Raw genomic sequence first — 22,190 nt, 5'->3', positions numbered from 1 at the left:
CCTCATTTTTTATATGAATAGGTTTACATCTGACTCTTCTGCTGCACCTAAATAGCTTGCAACTCCACCAATTTCTACTCCATCAATTAACTCTTCTTTACTAATTCCCATAACATCCATTGACATATTACATGCTACTATTCTTACACCAGCTTTTATAGCTTGTTGAATTAATTCTTCTAATGAAGAAATATTTTTATCCTTCATAACTTTTCTAATCATCTTAGGACCCATTCCTGCCATGTTCATCTTTGAAAGTTTTAATTTTTTACTTCCTCTAGGCATCATCATTCCAAACATTTTATCCATAAATCCTTTTTTAACATTTACTTTTTCTGACTTTCTTAAAACATTTAGTCCCCAGAAAGTAAAGAACATAGTTACTTTTCTTCCCATTGCTGCTGCACCATTTGCAATAATAAATGATGCTATAGCTTTATCTAAATCACCACTAAATACGACCATTGTTTTATCATCTTTATTATTTTGTATAACACTATTTCCTTGCACCTGTTGAGGAACATTTACCTTACCTTTTATTCCCTTTCTTATATATGCAAAAAACTCTTTATCTCTTTTACCTGATTTTAAAAGGGTATTTCCAGTCCTTTTACACCAGCTTTTAATATCATTTACAAAACCAGGGTCTGTAACTGTAACCTCTAGGATATCTCCATCATTTAGTTTTTTCATTGTGTCTGAAACCTGCATTATTGGACCTGGGCATTGTAATCCACAGGCATTTAGTTTAACAGTTTCTGCCTGTATTTTCTCTATATCAATCTCTTCTGGTTCTCCATCTTCTGTAAAACTTGCATCTGCGTCACATGTACTTCCACCGCATTTAGAACTATCTTCATCCTGGCAGAACACACAACTATAAGTTGTATATCCTCCACTTAGGTTTTTAACCTTGAAACCATTTTGAACTAAAATTCTAGTTGCGATATATGCCCTTAAACCTATTGCACAGTAAGGAACTATAAGCTTATCTTTATCAAGTTCATCTAATCTATCTCTTAATTCGTTTAATGGAATGTTTATAGAACCTTCTATATATCCTAATTCTCTTTCTTCAGGTTCTCTTATGTCTAGAATAATAGTATTATCTTTATCTATTTTGTCTAACTCATGCCATTGTATTACATCCATATCTCCATTAAGAATATTTTCTGCAGTAAATCCAGCCATATTTACTGGGTCTTTTGCTGAAGAATATGGTGGAGCATAAGCAAGTTCAAGTTCCTTAAGATCATATATTGTTCCTCCAAATCTAATAGCTGAAGCTATTACATCTATTCTTTTATCTACTCCGTCATATCCAACTATTTGGGCACCTAATACTTCTCCCTTTGGTGTAAATATTAATTTAATTGTCATTGGTATAGCTCCAGGATAGTATCCTGCATGGGATTTTGAATGAGTTATTGAAACTTTATAGTCTTTATTGTACTCCATTCCTAGTCTTTTTAGTGTTTTTTCGTTATTACCTGTTGAAGCCACTGTTAAATCAAATACTTTAGCAATTGAAGTTCCTTGAGTTCCTTTGTACTTTTCTTTTCTTCCAATTATGTTATTTGCAACAATTCTACCTTGCTTGTTAGCTGGACCTGCAAGTGGAACCATTGTCTTTTTATTATTTACAAAATCAGTAACCTCTATTGCATCCCCTATTGCGAAAATGTTTTCATCAGTTGTTTTTAAATACCCATCTACTTTAATTCCGCCTCTTTGATTTAATTCTAATCCACAATCCTTGGCTAATTCACTATTTGGTCTTACTCCTATTGATAACATAACTATATCTGCATCTATAGTTTTACCACTTTGTAAAGTTACCGTAGTTACACCACTCCTATACTCAAAACTTTTTACTCCATCTTTTAGGTGTAGTTTAACATCTTTAGATTTAATATGCTGATGAATTATTTGAGCCATTTCATAATCCATAGGAGCCATTACTTGGTCTGCCATTTCTACAATTGAAACATCTAATCCCCTATCATGTAAGTTTTCTGCCATTTCTAATCCAATGAAACCTCCACCAACAACTACAGCCCTCTTTGGCTTTTTAGTATCTATATATTCTTTTATTGCATCTGTATCTGGTATATTCCATAATGTAAAAATATTTGGTGAATCAATTCCTGGAATCGGTGGTTTAAGTGGGGTTGAGCCTGGTGAAAGAACTAGATAGTCATAAGATTCTCTATAGGTTTTTCCTGAGTCTAAATCCTTAACCTCTACCTCTTTCTTCTCCTTATCAATTTTTATAACTTCATTTTTTACCCTAACATCAATATTAAATCTTGCCTTCATTTTTTCTGGAGTTTGAACTAATAGGGCATCCCTTTCTTTTATAGTACCTCCTATATAATATGGAAGCCCACAGTTTGCAAATGAAATATATTCTCCTCTTTCGAACATTATTATTTCTGCATCTTCGTCCATTCTTCTAAGTCTTGCAGCTGTACTAGCACCACCTGCAACACCACCAACAATTAAAACTTTTTTAGACATTATTAAACCTCCCTTTTATTTTATTATTTTTATATTAGGATATTTGGATATGGTCGTTAAAAAAAACAAAATTAGCCATGATAAAAAACATATTTTAAAACATTATTCTAATTATTTCTTTTACATAATCATTGATAACATAATACTTTATTTCTACACCACTTCTTTCTCCTTTTACTATTCCAGCAGCTTTTAATTTTGATAAATGCTGTGAAATAATAGACTGAGGAGCCCCTAAACAGTTTTGAATATTAGTAACATTTTTACCCTCTTCTTCTATTAGCCCTTTTACTATACAAAGTCTAATAGGATGTGATATAGCTTTAAGGATCTCAGCTTTTCTTTCAAAGTCACTCATCTTATCCATAGTATTATTAATATCCATCACCTCTGCTTTCCTATAAGACATAGAAAATTATAATCAAATAAAAACTGTTAATGAAATATAATTCCGATTATGTCCTTTAAAAAAGTCAACCTTAAGAATCTTCTATTATTTTGATAAAAGGCTTTTTATATTATTATATTACAATATTTAAATATATTTGTCAATTTTTTATATTTTCTTTTTGTGCTTTATATGTTAAAATTAAAAAAACGTATTCATTTTATTAAACATATCTTTTCTTTATATATTATTCCCTCATACTTTAAAATAAAACTTAAATCATATTCACCCCCTACAATCATTAAATACTCCATAATCTTTCATAAAACATTAGGCAAAAAACTTAAGAAAATTTGTGCTTAAGATGCAAAAATAATCGTATCAAATGGAGGTGTTTATATTTGCTGATAAGTAAAAAAATTAATAATTCTAAACCTTTAAGTAGAGATAGACAACTACAAATATTGCTAATTTTACCTTTATCCTTTATTATAATGGCTTTTATATTTGATGATTTTAAAAACATAATTGAAGGTCTTTACAGGATAATTGTATATCCCGATACCCTTATTACTGATTATATTGAAATTGGAAGTTTAGGGGCTGCCCTTATTAATTCCGCTCTTTTAACATTAATAAATATTTATATAGTATGGAAATTTAGAATCCGTATAAATGGCCCAACTATTTCAGCAATATTTATAATTTCTGGTTTTTCCTTCTTTGGAAAAAACATTTTCAATGTGTGGCCTATATACTTAGGAGGCTATATATATGCTAGATATCAAAAAACAAATTTCAAGACTGAAGCATTAATTACTATGTTTGGTACTGCTTTATCTCCATTAATTAGCGAAATAGCCTATGGATTAAATTTACCTCTATATGTGGGTATTCCTTTAGGTATTTTGTTAGGTATTTTAATAGGATTTGTTTTACCACCATTATCTTCACATATGCTAAGGGTTCATGATGGATATAGTCTTTACAACATTGGCTTTACTGCTGGTTTTTTAGGGACAGTAATTATGTCTCTATTAAGAAGTTATGGATTTGCTGTACAAAGTCAAAAAATATTATCAAGTGAATACGACATGATTCTAAAGATTTTCCTATCAATATTTTTCATTATACTGATAGGTATTGGTTACTATTTAAATAATAATTCCTTTAAAGACTATACAAGAATTTTCTTTTTTTCCGGAAGACTTGTAACAGATTTTACCCAACTATGTGGCTATGGAATAACACTAATTAATATGGGATTGATGGGACTTTTAGGTATACTTTATGTTATAATGTCTAAAGGGACTATAAATGGTCCTATCATAGGGGCCCTTCTTACAGTAGTTGGTTTTTCATCTTTTGGTAAACATCCTAAAAATTCACTACCTATTTTATTAGGGGTATTTTTAGCAAGTGCAACAAAAATTTGGAATATAGACTCAACAATTGTTATAATATCAGGTCTATTTGGAACTACACTGGCACCAATAGCTGGAGAATATGGCATTCTTAGTGGTATAGTGGCAGGATTTTTACATTTATCTGTAGTAATGAACGTAGGTATCATACATGGAGGTATAAACTTATATAATAATGGATTTTCAGGAGGTATAGTAGCATCAATATTAGTCCCTATAATTGATGCCTTCAGTAAGGAGGATTAATAATGAAACATGAGATGAAAAGAATTTCTAAAATTCTTGATGAATTAATTACATTTTGTTTTCTTCATGGTACTAAAAAAATGGATCTTTCTTTAGAAGACAATGAAGATTATTTTAAAATTCATCTAGAAATAGACAATATAGATTGTAATGATGAAAGGGTTAAACTTCTAAAGGACCTTTTAAATTATCCAAGACAACAAGAAATGGAAGAATACTATTGGGAACTAGCAGGAGAATGTGATAGAGATACAGAACTTACTTTAGTTGGTATTATGACAGATAAGGCTGAAGTAGAATTTAAAGGAACATCATTATATATAACACTTTATAGATATAAGTAAAATTATTTAGGCCCTCATTTAAATGAGGGCCTTTATTTTATGATATTAACTCATTAATTTTTTTACTGCATTTAGTACTCTATCTACTTCAAAGGGTTTGATGATAAAGTCATTGGCTCCTGCTTGAATAGCCTCGGTAACTAAATCATTTTCACCCATTGCTGAACAAATAACTATTTTTGTTTGTGACGATAATTTCCTTATCTCTCTTGTTACTTGAATTCCATCCATTTCAGGCATTGTTATATCTAAAGTAACTAAGTCTGGGTTAAGTTCTTTAAACTTTTTTATTCCTTCCTTACCGTTACTTGCTTCACCTACTACTTCGAATCCAGCTTCTCTTAGTATTTTGGATAACATAAGCCTCATAAATTGAGCATCATCAATAATTAATACTCTTTTTTTCAAACTATATCACCCTCGCAAATAAAATAGATAAAACTAATAGACTTTACTTTGTATTAGAATTATTTGGATTATTTTTACATTGCTTTCTATTCATACCAACTACAATAACAATTATAGTTAAAAATTAAATCTTCTTCAATATTTATATTCATATTCTTAAAATCTTATCACACTTCGTCCAGCTTTTACGTACTATATTATTGCAAATAATTTTTTGCTAGGAGGGGTAGTAAATGGATCAAAAAAAATATTCAGAATATAGCTGTATGCTTGAACCTAAATATAAGTTAGCCCGTGCATATGTTCCAAATCAAGTTATGGGTAGAATTTTCGAACCTAGAGAGGCTCTAAAAAAAGGTACTCTCTTCCCTGAGCTTTACATGCCTTATAAGTATGGTAAAAAAAGAGATTACTACAGACATAGAAAGTATAGATAGGAGGTGCAGCTTATGGATTGTAAACAATTAGCCTTATTAAAAGAGATTATGGAAATAAGTTTTTGTCTCGTTGAAACAAATCTTTATTTGGACACTCATCCTACAGATGAGAGAGCTTTAAGAATCCATAATACATTTGCCAAAAAATATGATGAGCTTACAAATCGCTATAGGATGAAATATGGTCCTTTAATGCCGACAAGTATGAGTAAATGTCCTTGGCAATGGATTGAAAGTCCTTGGCCTTGGGAAATTGACTATAGTAAATGTGATTAAGGAGGTTAGAAAATGTGGGTATATGAAAAAAAATTACAATATCCGGTTAGAGTTGATACGTGTAATCCAGCCCTTGCTGCAATGATTTTAGAGCAGTTTGGTGGTGCAGATGGAGAGTTATCAGCCGGAATAAGATATTTAACTCAAAGATGGCACATGCCAACTAATCAAGCTAAAGGTATATTAACGGACATAGGTACTGAGGAGTTAGCCCATTGGGAAATAATAGGGACTATTGTTTGGAAATTAGTTAAGGATGCTAAGCCTGAGCAAATAAAAGGTACTCCATTTGAAGCTCATTTTGTAAATCATGGAAAGAGTCCTTTCCCTCATAATGCAGCTGGGTATGCTTGGACTGCTACATTTATCCAATCAAAGGAAGATCCTATAGCTGATTTACATGAAGATATGGCTGCTGAACAAAAAGCTAGGGCAACCTATGAGCATTTAATCAGAATAAGTGATGACCCAGGTGTTACAGATGCATTAAGATTCCTAAGAGAAAGAGAAGTTGTACATTTCCAAAGATTTGGTGAAACTTTAAATATAGTTCAAGAATATATGGATAAGAAAAAATATTATTAGGTATGAAGATTAAGAGTCAAGGCTTATTTAAGTCTTGACTCTTTTAAACTTTAAAATTCTAGTTATTTATTTTTCTTGTATAAGCTTTAAAATATCATTCTTATTATAAACTTTTTTCTCTATTTTCTAGTAAGTTAAATTTCATTTTATATATAATTATTTTAATAAAGGTATTAATGATTTGGCTATTTCCTCAAATTTTTCTTTATTAAAATATTTGGCTGAATGAATTGAAATATATATATCATTTAATTTTATATATAGTGTTGGAGGATTATTTTTTTGTTTTATCCAAAATCCCTCACCAATATCTAGCTTCACAATCTGTTTTTCTTTTATGTTATCCTCTAAAATTAGATTTGTTAAAGATTGTTCTACAGTAAAATGTGGAAATATAAGATATATTGAATCTTTACCTTCCCTTACTTCCATTAAATAATCTGTACCTACCCCTACTGTTGGAACATATGGGTTACTTATTCCTCCTTTTACTGCTACAGAAAGAAGCTTATTCAGTTTTTCATAGCTATATCTCATTTCATTAACATATTTATTATTATTTAAAATCAGTTTTTTTACTTCTTCATTTATCTTTTCTTTCTTTAATAAATTATCTATTAAATGGTTATTAGATTTAAATTCTCCTTTAATTTCTTTAGATTTATTAATTGTACATCCAAATACTGAGATAGTTAGTATTATTAAAATTAAAATAAAGCTGATAATTCTAGGCATATATTCACCTCAATTGTCTATATAGCTATTAGAACACTTAATAGGATTACTCTATTTCCATAATTTTCTATAAGCAAATTATAACATATATCTATCAAGCATTTAATAAATAATCTATATGCTATAAAAGACAAGGATTAAAAACTTTTAACCCTTGTCTTTTATAGTTTTTCTATGTCAAAACCCCTTAGTACCATTTTAACTTTCCAAAATACCTCATGAAATATAGTCTTAAATTTCTTTTCCTCTTTAAAAAATACATTTCCCCTCTTTATTTTATATTTTCGAGTTTTTGCCAATTAAGACATCCCCTTTATAACTTTTGCCCTCAACAACCACATTAATATTTTAATTATATTTTATTTAACAAAAAATATTACAAAAAAACAAAAAAACCATAGAGTCATGGTTTTTACTTCCATTGCCTCCTCTTTCAACACCTACGAGGTTAGCTGATGGGCTCGGATTGAAAGAGTTATCCTATCCTTTCGGAATTCGCCCCAAAAAAGTGGGTCCCCCGCTTCCTTACGGAATTCAGCCATTAAACATATTTAATTTTATTTACATTTTATTATATTCTTATAATTTTCTAGAGTCAAATATATATTTTTTTATTTTTACTTAAATGTAATCATATATAGGGTTATTAATTCAAAAATTAATAGAAATATATCTTTTGCTTTTATATACTACTTGTATTTATATATAAAAAGGAATTCTATTTAATTTTACTAATAATTTTTAGAATATATTTTAAATGGATCTTTTCACAATACTTTTTATTAATTTCTAACTGTTATTTCTAAACTAAATTTAAAAAACGCCAAAATTGGCGTTTTTTAAATTTAGTTTAACCTTTTATTTATGAACTGGTATTTTTAACTCTTGTCCCGGAAGTATAAGATTTGGATTCTTTAGGTTGTTTATCTTTATTAATTCTTCTAAGTTAACTTTGAACTTATCAGCTATTTTCCATAATACATCTCCATGTTTTACTTTATAAACTTTATTCTCTAAAATTTGACTAAGTGGTGACCCATCCTCTTTGTCGTACTTCATATTTACAGTAATAGGGATTAATTACCCTTGGCATACATATTAAATTAATTATTACATAATTCCTCTTTTATATCTTCTTCTATGAGAAAATCCAATCCTTTAATTCGCCTTTAAATGTTTTTTCTTTTTATTGCATGTTACTTTTATTCCCTTGCCTTTTATAGGTATCACCTATCCCTTCATCTACTTCTTTTTGTAAATACTTTTCATAACTATATGAATTGATATAATTAATATTTAATATAGATAATATAGATGGTATAATATAGTTAATATTTAATATTTTACAAACTATTTGGGAAGAGGTTTACAATGAAACAAATATTAAAATTAGGTTTATTAGTTTCTTTAACATTACTAATTGGATGCTCTACTTCTAAAAGTATAGATGTAGATGACCTATTAAATGAGGAATATTTTTCTAATTTTTATTCTATATATAACTATCAAGAAAACAAAGATACATTTAAATTGAATGGAGTACATGTTTTATTAAAAAGTGATACAATACAACTTAAAAAAAGTAAAAACTTGAAAAATGAAATAAGAATCAATTCAAGTGAAAATGTAGAACCAAGAATAAAGTATATAGGTCTTTCCTTTGATAAAAAATATTTAGCTTTAGAATTAGAAGAAGCAAACCATTATCGTCGTGAAATATATAGTATTAATTTAGATAATTTAAACTATACAAAAATTTTAGTCAGTCGAATAGATGAAATATCAAATTTTTATTCCACATTTATTCCCCGTTGGAGTCCTACTGAAAATATATTAGCTTTTAGCTTTGGTGATATATCCAATTTAAAACCTGCATTATTTTACTTAAATGATAATAAGTTAAAAGTTCTAACAGAAAAAGAATTGCTTAATATATTAGATATAAAATGGCATAAAAATGGTCAATATGTTGACTATGCTGTGGAAGAAGAAAGTGATTTATTTGCAATATATAGATATGATTTGAAAAAAGATAAATTTTATAAATTAATTAACTTAACTACAAATGAATTATTGTTATGGAGTAAAAAAAAGTGATAGTATCAAAATAGATACTATCACTTTTTCAGTTGATTATCAGAATCAAAAGCCAAGGGTAAACCCTTGGCTTTACATACAAAACTCCTTTCTCCAAGTGGATTTTAATTATAAAGCACTAAAAGTTTCTTTTTTATACTTTCTCTGTTTTCATATAGCCACTTTAAAACCCTTTCATTACATTTTGCAGCATCTATATTGTTTGTAGTACAGCTAAAAGCCATAAAAATAAGTTGGATTGCAAACAAAATATATATTATACTTTTTATTTCTTCCTTTGTAATATCAACTTTACTTTTATACCCTTCTAGTAGCGATAATAATAAATCAATCCATTTTTCCCTCTTTTTACTATCTTCAAAATCACCTACTAGCATACTTGTGGTACAATAACAAGGGTCAAAAACCCTAGGACCAACAATTGCTAATTCAAAATCTACTATCCCAGAAAGCTTCCCATTAGTAAAAAGAATATTTCCTGGATGAATATCTCTGTGTATAAGCTGTTTAGGTAAAGAATCATATAATGGTGCAATATTTTCCTCAAAACAATTAATTATTTTAGTTACAGATTTTAGATCAAAATATTCTTGATTATTTTCAATTACGTTTTTTGCCCAGTTTAATACATTGGATACTAAATTCATTTTTTCATAACCGCTAGAATTAACATTTTTTAAGCAGTTGTGTAAATCACCAATTATTTCACCTAACAAATTAGCTTTTTTTATAGCATCCTTTGAATAATGGTCTGAAAAACTTTCTCCATCTAAAAATGGATACAAAGCATAATATAGATTATCATCCTCTACATAATAGCCTCCTTTTTTGTTCTTAATAGGAGCTGCTACAGGCAAATTTTGATGCTTTAAGTCTAAAAGTAAAGTGGTCTCTTTTTTTATCCTTTCAATCTTTTTCTGACCTTTAAGGACAAACTTTTCACCTGTACTAGTAACTATTATACTTACTTCTTGACTATAGGAATCAACTTCCTCTATTTTGAAGTTTTTATCAATATTCCAATTTTCTAATATGAATTTTTTATTATTCATTTTTTACCCCCAATTAAATTAATATTATACTATTAATACTTTTTTATCTAGTATGTAAATCATTGGTTCTCCCCCTTTGTATAATTTGTATTCTTAATAACCTTTTATTTAAATTTATTTTAATGCCTTTTTCTAGTTATACTAATTTTAATACTTTAACTATCCCTTCTTAATCCAAATAGTTACTAAGTTTCTATTATATGTATTTTGCTATATGTACTTAAATATCCTTTTTTATAATATATTTATCTAAAATAATTTTTAATTATGTTTTACACGCAATAAAAAAGCCAAGGGATTAACCTTGGCTTACATACTAAATTAATTATTGCATAATTCCTCTTTTATATCCTCTTTTATTTGGTCAAATATTTCTTCAATCCTTTCATCTAACAACCTATATGGAATTTTCTTTTCCTTATACAATAACCTGAGTTCTTCAATTTCCCTTTCTTTTTCTTTAACATTTTCATTTAAGTTTTGTAAGGCACTTTTTGAATTATGTAACAAATAGCCATTTACATTTTTGCTCTCCATTTTATAACCCCCTTATGTATAACTAGTTAATAATTAGTTATACATAAACATATAAATCCCTGCATTTAGAACCACTCCAATTTATGGTGATTTCTGAAGTAAAAACAAAAAAGGGAACCCATTTTAAGGGTTCCCTCATTTTTCCTTTAATATCTATAATAGTAAGGCATAAATAGTATAACTAGTAGTAAGAAGAAGAATAGTAAACTTTCATCACATCCATAGTATCCACCACTACCTGACATTTACAATCCCCCTTTAACTTAATTTAATGAGACATCTCTTATAATTTTCTCTTCCTACTAACATTATATTTTGGTTGTTCTATTTTGTTACTTTTTATCCCTATTTCAAATCATCTAACTGTTTATCATATCTTACAACTATTAAATTGTAGTGGTATTAATAATAGTATGTACTTATTTTTATTTAGTTCCATTTCACTATTGATTTTTGTGTTTTTTTATGTAAATAAAAAAGGAAAGTTATCATTTAATGTAGAATTTAAAATAAAAGTAAGTTAAGGTGTGATAAAAATGGATAATAGAATATTAAAAAAATATTTTAAAGATAAAAAAATAAAATTAAATTTTTTCCTTTTAATGGTTATTATCTTTCTATATATATTTTTAAGCCTTAAAAATTTTCTTTTATTTCATACTTTTGCAGAACTATTCAGCATAATAATTGCCTTTAATGTAGCAATAATAGTTATCAATACTTTTAATATTTCTCTAAATAGCTATTTTACTTTTCTTGGTATTGCCTATGGATTTGTAGCAGGTTTTGATTTACTTCATACCCTTTCATATAAAGGAGTGGGGATATTTAATAACACTAATGAAAATTTACCAACTCAATTATGGATAATAGCTAGATATATGGAGAGTTTATCTTTACTTTTTTCTTTCTATTTTTTAAATAGAAAAATTAGACCTAAGATTGTAACAATATTCTATTCCTCTGTATCAATTCTACTATTATTATCAACATTCTACTTTAATATATTTCCCAAGTGTTATATCCCTGGTTTGGGTCTTACTCAATTTAAAGTAATAAGCGAATATATCATTTCACTAATATTAATATTTTCTATTATTCTATTATTAAAAAACAAAGAAAAATTAAATTATAATATACACATACTACTACTTTTATCTATAATTAGTACAATTATTTCAGAATTATTTTTTACATTTTATATAGATGTTTATGGAATCTCTAATATAATAGGCCATATTTTTAAAATCATTTCGTTCTATCTGGTTTATAAAGCTATATGTGAAACAGCACTAAAAGAGCCTTATAGAACTTTGTTCAATAGATTAAATAAATCCTTTAGTGAATTACAGACAAAAACTAATGAACTAAAAAAAGCAAACGAAAAATTAAAATATAATGTTTCCCATGATTACCTTACAGGTCTACATAATAGAGATTATTTTCAGCATTTAGTTGATAATCTACGATTTGAAAATAGAAATTCAGTAGGATTAATAGTTTGTGATATTGATGGTTTAAAATATGTAAACGATAATTTTGGTCATACAAGTGGAGACAAACTTATTATTAGTACGGGAAATATTTTAGAAAAATCAGTTAGAAAGAAAGATTTAATTGCTAGAATTGGTGGAGATGAGTTTGCTATACTTATGTATGAAGTAAATAAACAAGATATAAAAAAAATTATACAGAGGATAAGGGAAAATATTAATAATTATAATAAAAATAGTGGAGAAAATTTTAAGTTAAGTTTATCAATCGGATATGCCATATTTGACAATGAGTCCAAAAGCTTTGAAGATGTATTTAAAGAAGCTGATAAAGCTATGTATAGGAAAAAAAGTAAAAAGAAAAATACGCGTTTAAAATAATTTTAGAAAGGGATGGTTATATGGTACGATATCATATTATTGTAAAAGGTCTAGTACAAGGTGTTGGTTTCCGTTTCTATGCAAAACAAAATGCAATTATGTCTAATATTAAAGGATGGGTAAAAAATAATATAGATGGGACAGTTGAAATTGATGCTCAAGGGGATAAAGCCAATATAGATAACTTCGTAAAAGCAATAAAAAAAGGCAGTCCTTTTTCCAAAGTTGAATCACTTGATATTAAAGAACTGCCTAAATTACAAAATTATGAATCATTTGAAATAAGATATTAAACTTTTAACCTGCATAAGCCCTTTCTTTACCTAAAATAAACCTATCAATTACATGGGCTACTCCATTTTCAACATTTGTATATGTAACAAAATCAGCAATATCTTTTATCTTAGGGAATGCATTGCCCATTGCAACACCTAAACCAGCATTCTTTATCATATGTTTGTCATTTTCGGAATCACCAACACAAATAATTTCTTCTTCTTTAATATTAAGTCTTTCTGCTATTTTTCTAACACCAAACCACTTGTTACAATTTTTGTTTACAATTTCAATCATAAATGATGTAGATTGTACAACTGTATATCTGTCAAACAAATCCTTTGGAGGATTTAAAATTCCCTTTTTTATATTCCCTTTTTTTCTTTTATTAGCTATTTTGATGTCAATGTCTTTAAGACTTACATTTTCAGTTTCAATACCATTAAAAAATTCTTTTATTTTTTGGAGTCCATCTATGTCTTCATTAATTAAATTTATTTTATTTAATTGTACCTTTTCATCTAACGAATCAAAGTCAACTAATTTAAAAGGTATATTATTTACAATTGAATCATATTTACTAAACATGCTATCTGAAGAAACTAAAATACTATCTGGAGTATATATACTTAAAGTTAGATTTAATTTATTTGCTATATCATAGATATATTTTAAATCTTTTATAGTTAAGTTATTACTTCCTAATATTTCAGTATTAGTATTATTAACAACTAAAGCTCCAGTACATGCTACAGAATAATTATTTTCATCTATTAGATTCAATTCTTCTAAGTATGGAAGCAAACCACCTAAAACCCTTCCAGAAGCTAATACAACCTTAACACCTATTTCCCTTGCCTCTCTTATAGCCCTAATATTTTCTTCAGATATTTTGTGCTCATCATTTAATAAAGTTCCATCCATATCAAGTACTAACATTTTGTACATAAATATTCCTCCTCAATATCTATTAATTGAAAAAATATTTTACATCTATTGCAATGTCCTCCATAAATCCTAATTATATGATAAATAATTAATAAGTTCAATTAAAGTTAAATTAATTTTTTTAAACCAAAAACTTTTTTTGTTAGTATAATTTATTTTAGTAAAATTCTCTTTATAAGGAATACTATTTATAAAATTACTTATAAGGAGAGGTTTAGATGGGAAGAAAAAATAACGTGGCACCAGAAGCACGTCAGGCTTTGATGGAATTAAAGATTGAAATTGCCAATGAACTAGGTTTAGAAAATATAGGAGATAATCCCGATATAGATCCTGTTACACGAAAGGCTTTGGAAAATGGCGGTAAATATGCAGGATATGTTGGTGGATACATGGTAAAAAGAATGATAGAACAAGCTGAAAGAGACCTAATGAATAATAATCAATAAAATTATAACTTCAATTTTTATGAATTTTAGAAATAAATAAATATTAATACAAAATATAAAAGTATATTTTATGCTATAAATTAAGAAACTATAAATAGAGTGTTTTATACACTCTATTTTCCTTATTAAAATAAGGGGAGAAAAAATTTATGGCAAGAAAACAATTTATGTCTGATGAGCTTAAATACGAAATTGCTAAAGATTTAGGTGTATATGATACCGTAAAAAATGAAGGCTGGGGTTCAGTATCATCTAGAAACTGCGGGAATATTGTAAAAAAAGCAATAGAAATGGCTCAGAAAGACTTAGCAAATAAATATTAATTGGATTGCAAAAGAAAGTGTCAAACCATTTTAAGATGATGGTTTGACACTTTTTTATTTTTAAAGAATACAAGTAACATAATTTAGTACTTGACCATATAATGACAGTAGAAAATAAGGTTTTAGTAAGTGTTAGCTTAGTCTAATTTAAATTTTTTATTTGTACAATTGTTAGCCAAAGCTAATAATCGCCTTTATATAAATACAAGGAGGGAGTAGTATGGAACTTGTTAGCAAGTCAATTCCTTTTGTTGAAAATGAAAAAAAAGAAGTATTACTTCATAATCTTCCAGTAGGTAAAAAAGGAAGAGTAAGAAAATTATTAAATAGTGGTCAAAAAAGAAGAAGGTTGCTAGACTTAGGCCTTATTCCCAACTCAATAGTTAAAACTGAGTTAATAAGCCCATTAGGCAATCCAATTGCTTACAATATTAGAGGTTCAGTAATAGCTCTTAGGAAAGAAGAAACTAGAAATGTTGTTGTTGAAATTATAGATAAAGGGGAGAGCTAAATATGGGTCTTACTAATCAATCTACTGGATTATCTTTATTAAAGCAAAAATTTGATATTGAAACGGACAATAAAACAGTTATAGCCTTAGCTGGAAACCCCAATACTGGTAAAAGTACTTTATTTAATGCCCTTACTGGCTTAAACCAGCATACAGGTAACTGGCCTGGAAAAACTGTAACTAATGCTAAGGGAACATTCAAGTATAAAGGTAAGGAGTTTTTAATAGTTGATTTACCTGGAACCTATTCCTTATTAGCTAATTCTACAGATGAAGAGGTAGCAAGGGATTTTATTTGTTTTGGAAATCCTGAAATAACTATAGTAATTACTGATTCAACTTGCTTAGAAAGAAATCTAAATCTAGTCCTTCAAGTAATGGAAATAACAGATAAAGTTATAGTATGCTTAAACCTTATGGATGAAGCTAAAAGAAAGGGGCTAGAAATAGATGTAAAAAAATTAGAGGAAAAGTTAGGCGTTCCAGTAATTCCTACAATAGCTAGAGAAGAAAAAGGTATAGGTAGACTTCTTGAAACTATATATAAAATGACTAATGGGGAAATAAAAACTAATCCCTTTAAATTAAAATATAATGAACAAATTGAATCTACAGTAAAAGAAATCGAAAAAGAACTGGTAAAGATTTTGGGAAGTCAGTTTAATACTAGATGGCTAGCCCTTAGACTTATAGATGGTGATAAAGCAATAATCAATTCAATTAAAGACATTATAACTATAAAAAGTTCTAAGGGAATTGGAGGGAAACTATATGAATAATACACCTCAAAAATCTTATAATAAAATAGAAAAACTCGTCAATGATAAAATAAATAACAATCCATCATTTGGTGATAATATAGTAACTTCAATATATCAAAAGGCAGAAAAAATTGCAAAGGACGTTGTAACAGTTAATGATGAAAAAAAAGTAGACTGGGATAAAAAAGTAGATAAAATTTTAACATCAAAAATTACAGGTTATCCTATTATGCTTATTCTCTTAGGGGTAGTATTTTGGATAACTATACAGGGTGCTAACTACCCATCAGAAGTCTTAGCTTCAATTTTATTTGGTATAGAAGGTGAACTTACAGAATTCTTTATATCTCTAAACGCCCCTAAGTGGCTCCACGGTTTGCTTGTATTAGGCATGTATAGAACTTTGGCATGGGTTGTATCAGTAATGCTGCCACCAATGGCAATATTCTTTCCACTATTTACACTTATGGAGGATTTAGGATATTTACCTCGAGTAGCCTTTAATTTAGATAACCTTTTTAGGAAAGCTGGAGCCCATGGAAAACAGGCTCTAACTATGAGTATGGGTTTTGGATGTAATGCAGCAGGTATAGTAGCCTGTAGAATAATTGATTCACCTAGGGAGCGGTTAATTGCAATAATTACTAACAATTATGTACCTTGTAATGGTAGATTTCCAACCCTTATTGCTATCTCAATGATATTTATGGGTTCCTTAGCAGCTAGTCATTTTAGCTCTGTATTCGCCTCATTATCAGTTGTTAGTATGATTTTAATAGGAATTCTTGTAACACTTTTAGTTTCAAAGTTTTTATCTAAAACTTTCTTAAAGGGAGTTCCCTCATCCTTTACGCTGGAACTTCCACCTTATAGGAAACCACAGGTTGGAAGGATATTAATAAGGTCACTAATTGATAGAACTTTATTTGTTTTAGGGCGTGCAGTTATGGTTGCTGCTCCTGCTGGAGCAATTACTTGGCTAGTAGCAAACATAACAATAGGTGATGTAAGTATATTAAATCATGCAGCAAGTTTTTTAGACCCACTTGGAAAGTTATTAGGGCTAGACGGTTTTATATTAATGGCCTTTATATTGGGATTACCTGCTAATGAAATAGTTCTTCCAATTTTAATAATGAGCTATATGTCTCAAGGGGCCATGTTAGAACTTGATAGCTTAACTGCTTTAAAAAATTTATTAATTAATAATGGTTGGACTTGGGTAACAGGTTTAAATTTTATGCTTTTCTCATTATTGCATTTTCCCTGTGGAACTACACTATTGACTATTAGAAAAGAAACAAATAGTCTTAAATGGCCGTTTTTCACATTTTTAATAACTACAGCCACTGCAGTTTTAGTTACTTTTATAATAAATATTACTACTAATCTTCTAGGTTTAGTATGATTTAAATAAGGGCAAGGTTTATTCGATTACACCTTTGCCCTTTTTATGTTGAAATATTATCATCTATTATACTTTGTATCTTAAAACTTTTAAAATCATTTAATACGTCATCTCTCTCCTTTAAAAATTTTACCAACTTTTCTATTGCCTTTATAGTCGATACACTAAAATAGTGTTCCATAGCCTCTGCCTCTTGTTTTATATCACAATCAGAACCAATAATTTTTACAAATTCCCTCAATATTTTATTCCTCTCAATTAAAAATTTCCCTTTCTTTTTGCCTTTATCTAAAACTTCTATCCTCTGGTATGGTCTATATACTATATATCCCTGATTATGAAGTCTTTTAAGTCCTTTTACTACAGATGGCATTGAAACTTGAAGACAGTCAGCTATATCCTTTATTCTTATCTCTTTATTGTTAAGTGAAAGCCTATATACTTCTTCAAGATAATCTTCTAAACTAGGAGATAACATACTACCATCCTTTTTACTTTTTTATAACACATATGAAATTATAATCAAATAAAAATTGTGGATAAAATATAATTTCCATCATGTGTTTCAAAAAAAATCAACCTTGAGAATCTTTTATTTTTAATAGAAGACTTTTTTATATATAAATATTGTTAAAATTTTATATTATTCTTATAAAACCAAATATAATTACCATATTTTTGATGTAAATATAATATATTTTTATAAAAAGTCTTTAATTTTAGAAAAGGTTCAAGGTTACTTTCCTTTAGGAGGGATTTTTTTGTCATTATTAGAGGTAATAATAATTTCTCTTGCTTTAGCACTAGATGCATTTGGAGTAGCTATATCTCTAGGTTTAGATAGAAGAATTAATAAGAGAAGGGCTTTTCTTTTTACATTGTCCTTCGGATTTTTTCAGTTTTTGTTTGCCTTTATAGGTGGATATAGTGGAAATTTGTTCAATAGATATATTTTTACGCTTCCATCAGTTGTAGGTGGAACAATTATTCTATTTGTTGGAATATTAATGCTTAAAGATGGTTACTCTAACAAACAGGGCATAATAAACTTTCATTGGTGTCTCTCTATAGTTTTAGGTATTTGTGTTAGTATAGATGCTTTAGTAATAGGCTTTTCATCTTTTAATGGCTTTAAAACCATATATTCTTTGTTTATAAATTCAGCTATTGTAGGTTCAATAACCTCTTTCCTAACAGGTATATCCTTCATAATTTCTAAACATGTAAGAAATATTAAATTTATCAGTTATTATGCTGATTTTATAGGTGGAATAATACTGATTTTGTTTGGAATAAAAATGATTTTATTCTAGTTTTTTCTTTTTAACCATAATTTATATTTTATTAGTATTTATTCATGTTTTTATACATCTAACCACTAATACATAAAATTACATCGTTTATTATCATGAATGCTACACATAATATTACTACAACAGAATAATAAAACATTAAAAAGAAGGAGGAGTTTAGATTGGCTAATAACAGAACAGGAAGAAATAGAATAGTAGTTCCTGAGGCTCGTCAAGCTCTTAATCAAATGAAAACTGAAATAGCTAATGAGCTTGGATTATCAAATTATGAAGGAATGGATAAAGGTAACCTTACAGCAAGACAAAATGGTTATGTTGGAGGTTACATGACTAAGAGATTAGTTGAGCAAGCTCAAAGAAACATGAGTGGAACTACTGGCGGAACACAAAGATAATAAAAAAAATCTAAATAAAAAACAAAGGTAGACTAAATTTAGTCTACCTTTGTTTTTTATTTATTGATTTTCTCCATCTGCTGGAGGTGTAAAAGTTCTCTGACCTAATTCTTTATCAAGCATATATAAACCATGACTATCTTTTCCCAATCTTCTAACCTTTGTCAGTATATCCTTCATACTATTTTCTTCTTCTATCTGTTCATCAACATACCACTTTAAAAGACTAATTGTAGCATGTTCCCTTTCTTCTGTAGCTATATCCATTAATTTGTAAATTCTTTTAGTTACAAACTTTTCATGTGACAATGCAGAGTGAAATACATCTTCAATAGATTCAAAATCATTTTTAGGTTCATCTAAAGATTTAATAACAACTCGACCATCCATATCATTAACAAAATCAAAAAGCTTCATCGCATGAAATTTCTCTTCCTCTGCTTGAACCTTAAAGAAATGAGCAAATCCTTCTAGATCTTGAGCAGCACAATAAGCAGCCATTGCTAAATAATAATGGGATGAGTATAGTTCATACTTAATTTGTTCATTTAATTCCTCTAATAGTTTCTCTGACAGCATATTAATACCTCCTTATAATTTCTGGATTCATTATATATAAGTACCCAACTTTGTTAAAAAATATCTACTTTTTTAAAATTTTTTATAAATTAAATATATAATTAAACTTATATAAAAAAAATTGAGGGATTATAATCCCTCAATGAAAGCTCTAAAACTTAAGCCAAAGCCTTTGCAACAATAAAACCTAACCATACTCCAGCAAGTCCTATTATAATATTTAATAGGATATTTAATATTGCTAATGAATAACTGGATTCTCTTATTAAACTAATAGTTTCAAACGAAAAAGTAGAAAAGGTTGTAAGTGCTCCAAGCATTCCTGTACCAATAAATAACTTTATTTGAGGATTAAGCTCAATAACCTCTGTTCCATATATCATAATAAACCCTAATATAAAACATCCAAGAACATTAACAGCCAAAGTTCCATATGGAAAATACATACCTACAAATTCTGAAACCCATACACTTATCCAATACCTTAAATTACTTCCAATAAATCCACCTGTTCCTAGCAATATTATTTTTTTGATCATTTTCCCCACCATCCTACATATATCTATATCTTTTATTAGGTTTATATATTTTAGGATTTTCCTTTTATACAAGAAAAATAAGGCCCGAAATAGGCCTTATTTCAACTTTACTTTATATTATTTTAATTTTAATGTCAATACTGCATCTTCTTTTTCTGTTACATCACCTAAAGATTTTTCCATTGATTCTAATACATCTCCATTAGTAACTATTACAGGTGTGATTGTTGATTTAGCTTTTTCTTCTATCTTTGCAGTATCAAATTCAATTAACTTATCTCCAGCTTTAACTTTATCTCCTTTTTCTACAAATGCAGTAAAGCCTTCACCTTGCATATTTACTGTATCTATTCCTATGTGAATAAGAATCTCTACTCCCTGTTTGCTTGTAATTCCTACTGCATGTTTAGTTGGAAAAATTTGAGTAATTTCTCCATCTACAGGTGCATGAACTACATTATTTTCTGGCTTTATTGCTACTCCATCTCCTGCTAGTTTTTGTGAAAATACTTCATCAGGTACTTCACTTAACTCAACTACTTTTCCTGTAATTGGAGCCTTAAGCTCTACAGTTTTAGATTTTTTTCTTTTTAAGAAATTAAGCATTTTATCACCTTCCTATAATTTTTTGTTTATGTCATTAAATTCCTTTCTGATGGTTTATATTAATAAAAAAGTCTTTTATTAAAAATAAAAGATTCTCAAGGTTGACTTTTTTGAAACACATGACGGAAATTATATTTTATCCACAAATTTTGTTAGTTTATAATTTCCTATGTGTTATAAAAAAGGCATGAGCTATTTTAGGGTATAAAAACCCCTAAAATAGCTCATGCCTGATCGAATCAGTAACACGCCATTTAATATAATGAAATTATTTATATATCTTTTTAAGTCTATATAAATGTAAAGTTATATATCCAATCTCATCATCAGGAACATCTGTATCTAAAGTATATCTAATTATTTCTCCAATTTTATTAGCTACACTATAATAATTATAAAAATCTGTCTTCAACTTGTCAAGTAAAACATTTTCAATTCGTTGATTTGTAGTTATTCTTTCAATAGCAAATTTAAAATGCGAAACTAATCTTGAATACTCTAATGAATCAGGTGGAATTTTTATATTTAACTCTTTTTCCACAGTATTAACTAATTCTTTTATCAGTTTAGTATACCTAAGTGTACTACTAACATCTCTATTTTTCCTTGCTGAATGTATATGCAATGTAATAAACCCTATTTCACCTTCTGGTACTTTTACTCCTAATCTCTCATTTATCAGCTTTGCTGCGTCTTTAGATATACTAAATTCTTCCTCATATAAATGTCTAGTCTCATCTAAAAAAGGATTTACTATCTCAAGTCCTTCCTCAAGCCTCTTTAATGCAAAATTTATATGGTCAGCTAAAGCAATATGAATATGTGGATTAAGCTCTTCTTCTAATCTTTTAGAAGCCATAGCAATAATTTCTTCACTAACTGCAACAATTTCTTTATCTATATCATTTAAAATTTTATTGTATGAATTACTTTTTGCTTTTTCTAAAGGAACAAAGGCCTTTTCAATCGATTTATTATTATCTAAAAATTCACCCTTCTTTTTACCGAATCCAATTCCTTTTCCTACTAGTATATAATCGTCACTATCTTTTTCAGCCAAAACAACATTGTTACTCAAAATCTTTTTAAGCTTGTAGTTTTCCATAATTATCCCTCACTATTCGACATTATCTTACCTTTTTATAAATATCACTTTGTT

Annotated in this window: 29 protein-coding genes and 1 riboswitch; of the genes, 15 read left to right on the top strand and 14 right to left on the bottom strand. The window is 28.2% G+C overall.

Features of this window, described 5'->3' with window-relative positions:
- Positions 1-9: 9 nt before the first annotated feature.
- A complete protein-coding gene (locus BET03_RS03255) occupies positions 10-2,520 on the bottom strand; it encodes a CoA-disulfide reductase (protein WP_120167233.1) in 2,511 nt (836 codons plus the stop codon).
- Between the two features lie 94 nt (positions 2,521-2,614).
- Complete coding sequence (locus BET03_RS03250; RefSeq protein WP_207666032.1) at positions 2,615-2,887, bottom strand: ArsR/SmtB family transcription factor; 273 nt, start codon at positions 2,885-2,887, stop codon at positions 2,615-2,617.
- Positions 2,888-3,309: 422 nt separating this feature from the next.
- Here BET03_RS03250 and BET03_RS03245 point away from each other — a divergent pair, with 422 nt between their 5' ends.
- Positions 3,310-4,578, top strand: a complete 1,269-nt coding sequence (locus BET03_RS03245; RefSeq protein ID WP_243096848.1) for a DUF1576 domain-containing protein — start codon at positions 3,310-3,312, stop codon at positions 4,576-4,578.
- A gap of 2 nt (positions 4,579-4,580) precedes the next feature.
- On the top strand, positions 4,581-4,922 hold the full coding sequence (locus BET03_RS03240; RefSeq protein ID WP_120167229.1) for a hypothetical protein: 342 nt from the start codon (positions 4,581-4,583) through the stop codon (positions 4,920-4,922).
- Positions 4,923-4,967: 45 nt separating this feature from the next.
- Here the strand turns inward: BET03_RS03240 and BET03_RS03235 are convergent, their stop codons facing one another.
- Positions 4,968-5,330, bottom strand: a complete 363-nt coding sequence (locus BET03_RS03235; RefSeq protein WP_120167227.1) for a response regulator — start codon at positions 5,328-5,330, stop codon at positions 4,968-4,970.
- A gap of 233 nt (positions 5,331-5,563) precedes the next feature.
- Here BET03_RS03235 and BET03_RS03230 point away from each other — a divergent pair, with 233 nt between their 5' ends.
- From BET03_RS03230 to BET03_RS03220, 3 genes are read left to right on the top strand one after another with little or no spacing between them, the layout of a single operon-like run.
- Entirely contained in the window at positions 5,564-5,767 is a 204-nt protein-coding gene (locus tag BET03_RS03230) for a spore coat associated protein CotJA (RefSeq protein WP_207666031.1), read from the top strand.
- Positions 5,768-5,779: 12 nt separating this feature from the next.
- Positions 5,780-6,043 carry a spore coat protein CotJB gene (locus BET03_RS03225; protein ID WP_120167225.1) on the top strand — a complete coding sequence of 88 codons (264 nt, stop codon included), beginning with the start codon at positions 5,780-5,782 and terminating at the stop codon, positions 6,041-6,043.
- A gap of 12 nt (positions 6,044-6,055) precedes the next feature.
- On the top strand, positions 6,056-6,628 hold the full coding sequence (locus BET03_RS03220) for a manganese catalase family protein (RefSeq protein WP_120167223.1): 573 nt from the start codon (positions 6,056-6,058) through the stop codon (positions 6,626-6,628).
- A 156-nt stretch (positions 6,629-6,784) separates the two neighbouring features.
- Here the strand turns inward: BET03_RS03220 and BET03_RS03215 are convergent, their stop codons facing one another.
- The 3 genes from BET03_RS03215 to BET03_RS03210 form a co-directional block, all read right to left on the bottom strand.
- The gene (locus BET03_RS03215; protein WP_120167221.1) at positions 6,785-7,363 is read right to left on the bottom strand and encodes a hypothetical protein; all 579 of its coding nucleotides are present in this window, start codon (positions 7,361-7,363) and stop codon (positions 6,785-6,787) included.
- 161 nt (positions 7,364-7,524) lie between these two features.
- The gene (locus BET03_RS13580; protein ID WP_183108703.1) at positions 7,525-7,662 is read right to left on the bottom strand and encodes a hypothetical protein; all 138 of its coding nucleotides are present in this window, start codon (positions 7,660-7,662) and stop codon (positions 7,525-7,527) included.
- Between the two features lie 124 nt (positions 7,663-7,786).
- A riboswitch (cyclic di-AMP (ydaO/yuaA leader) is annotated at positions 7,787-7,913 on the bottom strand.
- Positions 7,914-8,221: 308 nt separating this feature from the next.
- The gene (locus BET03_RS03210) at positions 8,222-8,422 is read right to left on the bottom strand and encodes a LysM peptidoglycan-binding domain-containing protein (protein ID WP_120167219.1); all 201 of its coding nucleotides are present in this window, start codon (positions 8,420-8,422) and stop codon (positions 8,222-8,224) included.
- Positions 8,423-8,734: 312 nt separating this feature from the next.
- Here BET03_RS03210 and BET03_RS03205 point away from each other — a divergent pair, with 312 nt between their 5' ends.
- Positions 8,735-9,460 carry a hypothetical protein gene (locus BET03_RS03205; RefSeq protein ID WP_120167217.1) on the top strand — a complete coding sequence of 242 codons (726 nt, stop codon included), beginning with the start codon at positions 8,735-8,737 and terminating at the stop codon, positions 9,458-9,460.
- A 104-nt stretch (positions 9,461-9,564) separates the two neighbouring features.
- On the opposite strand, the gene BET03_RS03200 is transcribed toward BET03_RS03205, so the two are convergent.
- Together BET03_RS03200 and BET03_RS03195 are read right to left on the bottom strand one after the other, a co-directional pair.
- Complete coding sequence (locus tag BET03_RS03200; protein ID WP_120167215.1) at positions 9,565-10,512, bottom strand: phosphotransferase enzyme family protein; 948 nt, start codon at positions 10,510-10,512, stop codon at positions 9,565-9,567.
- A 321-nt stretch (positions 10,513-10,833) separates the two neighbouring features.
- Positions 10,834-11,049, bottom strand: coding sequence for a hypothetical protein (locus BET03_RS03195; protein ID WP_120167213.1), 216 nt, complete (start codon positions 11,047-11,049; stop codon positions 10,834-10,836).
- Positions 11,050-11,585: 536 nt separating this feature from the next.
- Between BET03_RS03195 and BET03_RS03190 the strand changes: the two genes are divergently transcribed.
- Together BET03_RS03190 and BET03_RS03185 are read left to right on the top strand one after the other, a co-directional pair.
- Positions 11,586-12,923: a sensor domain-containing diguanylate cyclase gene (locus BET03_RS03190; RefSeq protein ID WP_120167211.1), complete on the top strand. Its 1,338-nt coding sequence runs from the start codon at positions 11,586-11,588 to the stop codon at positions 12,921-12,923.
- A 20-nt stretch (positions 12,924-12,943) separates the two neighbouring features.
- Complete coding sequence (locus BET03_RS03185; RefSeq protein ID WP_120167209.1) at positions 12,944-13,216, top strand: acylphosphatase; 273 nt, start codon at positions 12,944-12,946, stop codon at positions 13,214-13,216.
- 4 nt (positions 13,217-13,220) lie between these two features.
- Here BET03_RS03185 and BET03_RS03180 read toward each other — a convergent pair whose 3' ends face one another.
- Positions 13,221-14,147 carry a Cof-type HAD-IIB family hydrolase gene (locus BET03_RS03180; RefSeq protein WP_120167207.1) on the bottom strand — a complete coding sequence of 309 codons (927 nt, stop codon included), beginning with the start codon at positions 14,145-14,147 and terminating at the stop codon, positions 13,221-13,223.
- Positions 14,148-14,365: 218 nt separating this feature from the next.
- Between BET03_RS03180 and BET03_RS03175 the strand changes: the two genes are divergently transcribed.
- The 5 genes from BET03_RS03175 to BET03_RS13885 all read left to right on the top strand — a co-directional run bounded on the left by BET03_RS03175 (position 14,366) and on the right by BET03_RS13885 (position 17,599).
- Complete coding sequence (locus tag BET03_RS03175; RefSeq protein WP_120167205.1) at positions 14,366-14,596, top strand: alpha/beta-type small acid-soluble spore protein; 231 nt, start codon at positions 14,366-14,368, stop codon at positions 14,594-14,596.
- A gap of 149 nt (positions 14,597-14,745) precedes the next feature.
- Complete coding sequence (locus BET03_RS03170; protein ID WP_120167203.1) at positions 14,746-14,919, top strand: small, acid-soluble spore protein, alpha/beta type; 174 nt, start codon at positions 14,746-14,748, stop codon at positions 14,917-14,919.
- A 220-nt stretch (positions 14,920-15,139) separates the two neighbouring features.
- A complete protein-coding gene (locus tag BET03_RS03165; protein WP_120167201.1) occupies positions 15,140-15,430 on the top strand; it encodes a FeoA family protein in 291 nt (96 codons plus the stop codon).
- Positions 15,431-15,432: 2 nt separating this feature from the next.
- The gene (locus tag BET03_RS13890; RefSeq protein ID WP_120167199.1) at positions 15,433-16,209 is read left to right on the top strand and encodes a FeoB small GTPase domain-containing protein; all 777 of its coding nucleotides are present in this window, start codon (positions 15,433-15,435) and stop codon (positions 16,207-16,209) included.
- Positions 16,202-17,599: a nucleoside recognition domain-containing protein gene (locus BET03_RS13885; RefSeq protein ID WP_120167197.1), complete on the top strand. Its 1,398-nt coding sequence runs from the start codon at positions 16,202-16,204 to the stop codon at positions 17,597-17,599. The genes BET03_RS13890 and BET03_RS13885 overlap by 8 nt, the downstream gene beginning before the upstream one ends.
- A gap of 43 nt (positions 17,600-17,642) precedes the next feature.
- Here the strand turns inward: BET03_RS13885 and BET03_RS03150 are convergent, their stop codons facing one another.
- The gene (locus BET03_RS03150; protein WP_120167195.1) at positions 17,643-18,077 is read right to left on the bottom strand and encodes a metal-dependent transcriptional regulator; all 435 of its coding nucleotides are present in this window, start codon (positions 18,075-18,077) and stop codon (positions 17,643-17,645) included.
- Positions 18,078-18,360: 283 nt separating this feature from the next.
- Between BET03_RS03150 and BET03_RS03145 the strand changes: the two genes are divergently transcribed.
- A complete protein-coding gene (locus BET03_RS03145) occupies positions 18,361-18,912 on the top strand; it encodes a manganese efflux pump MntP (RefSeq protein WP_120167193.1) in 552 nt (183 codons plus the stop codon).
- A 161-nt stretch (positions 18,913-19,073) separates the two neighbouring features.
- A complete protein-coding gene (locus tag BET03_RS03140) occupies positions 19,074-19,307 on the top strand; it encodes an alpha/beta-type small acid-soluble spore protein (RefSeq protein ID WP_120167191.1) in 234 nt (77 codons plus the stop codon).
- A gap of 60 nt (positions 19,308-19,367) precedes the next feature.
- Here the strand turns inward: BET03_RS03140 and BET03_RS03135 are convergent, their stop codons facing one another.
- The 4 genes from BET03_RS03135 to glcT all read right to left on the bottom strand — a co-directional run bounded on the left by BET03_RS03135 (position 19,368) and on the right by glcT (position 22,136).
- A complete protein-coding gene (locus BET03_RS03135; protein WP_120167189.1) occupies positions 19,368-19,886 on the bottom strand; it encodes a ferritin in 519 nt (172 codons plus the stop codon).
- Positions 19,887-20,044: 158 nt separating this feature from the next.
- Positions 20,045-20,425, bottom strand: coding sequence for a fluoride efflux transporter CrcB (crcB, locus tag BET03_RS03130; protein WP_120167187.1), 381 nt, complete (start codon positions 20,423-20,425; stop codon positions 20,045-20,047).
- A gap of 117 nt (positions 20,426-20,542) precedes the next feature.
- A complete protein-coding gene (locus BET03_RS03125; RefSeq protein ID WP_120167185.1) occupies positions 20,543-21,031 on the bottom strand; it encodes a PTS sugar transporter subunit IIA in 489 nt (162 codons plus the stop codon).
- A gap of 268 nt (positions 21,032-21,299) precedes the next feature.
- The gene (gene glcT / locus BET03_RS03120; RefSeq protein WP_120167183.1) at positions 21,300-22,136 is read right to left on the bottom strand and encodes a glucose PTS transporter transcription antiterminator GlcT; all 837 of its coding nucleotides are present in this window, start codon (positions 22,134-22,136) and stop codon (positions 21,300-21,302) included.
- Between the last annotated feature and the right edge of the window lie 54 nt (positions 22,137-22,190).

It is taken from the genome of Thermohalobacter berrensis (assembly GCF_003609645.1).
Taxonomy (GTDB): Bacteria; Bacillota; Clostridia; order Tissierellales; family Thermohalobacteraceae; genus Thermohalobacter; species Thermohalobacter berrensis.
This window is presented reverse-complemented; position numbering and strand designations above follow the sequence as displayed.